This is a genomic window from Streptomyces kebangsaanensis (genome assembly GCF_001906585.1).
GTDB classification, from domain to species: Bacteria; Actinomycetota; Actinomycetes; order Streptomycetales; family Streptomycetaceae; genus Streptomyces; species Streptomyces kebangsaanensis.
Window position 1 is genome coordinate 134,411 of the sequence record NZ_JUJA01000045.1, and the last position, 1,062, is coordinate 135,472.

1 protein-coding gene is annotated in these 1,062 nt (G+C 75.8%); it reads right to left on the reverse strand.

Features of this window, described 5'->3' with window-relative positions:
- Window positions 1-973, reverse strand: a 973-nt coding sequence (locus tag RH94_RS42575) for a CYTH and CHAD domain-containing protein (RefSeq protein WP_234425578.1), incomplete at its 3' end; no start/stop codon positions are given.
- Window positions 974-1,062: the final 89 nt, after the last annotated feature.

The following is a 1,062-nucleotide window of genomic DNA, read 5'->3' on the forward strand; positions in this document are numbered from 1 at the left end:
GGGCCCGGGACCAGGTGCGCAGGCGGGCGCGGACGGGTCCGGTCACCAGGGTGTCGGGGACGGCGTCGAGGCCGGCGGTGAGGCGTTCGGTGAGGACCTCCTGGTCGCGGTCGAGGCCGAGTTCGCCGCCGAGCCACTTCAGTTCCCCGCGCAGGGGGTCGGTGGCGGTCCGGTCCAGGACCTTGCGGTAGGTGCGCAGGGTGCTGCGCAGGCGGCGGGTGGCGACGCGCATGCGGTGCACGGAGTCGTGCACGTCGCGCCGTACGGCGGGGTCGAGTGCGACGAGGGCGTCGCGCTGGGCGCGCAGGTAGGCGAGGACGTGGTCGCCGGCCGTCACGGGGGCCCGTTCCCCGGGCGGCTCGGGGCGGCGGTCCGGTCCGGCGGTCCCGGCCAGGGCGCGGGCCAGTTTGGAGGGGGACGGGGAGGGGTGTACGCCCGCTCCGCGCAACCGGTCCTCCACGGTGTCGAGGAGGGCCGGGTCGCCGCCGTCGGCCAGTTCCACCTCGATCTCGGTCCACTGGGCGGTGCGGCCCTCGCCGGCCGGCCGTTCGGCGCGTACGTCGTCGACGGCGACCTCGGCGAGCAGCGTGCCGTCCGCGTCGACGAGGTGGCTGATGTCGCGCCGGGAGCGGATGCGGACCAGGGGGAGCAGTTCGCCGCGGCGGACGCGGGAGCGGACGAGTGCGGCGAGGGCGGGCGGCACGGTGTCGGACAGGGGGGCGTGGATCTCGTCGCGCACGCCGGGGGCGACCGGGAACTTCAGGTGCCAGCCCGCGTCGCTGCCGCCGGTGCGGCGGCGCAGGGTGATTCCGTCGGCGGCGAGGCGTTCGTCGGCGGTGTCGTAGTAGACGGCGTCCAGGTCGGCGACGCCCTTGTCGAGGACGGCCGCGATCCCGCCGACGCCGGTCAGGTCGGGCAGGCCGCCGACGTCGGACTCGTACTTGCGCTCGATTTCACGCTTGATGTCCGCCATGAACCGAATCTAGTGCCGACCGGCCGTGCGCGGCAGGGTGCCGAGGGCCCCGGAAGAGGCCGTTCAGTCCTCTGGGGGCCGGCGCGGGC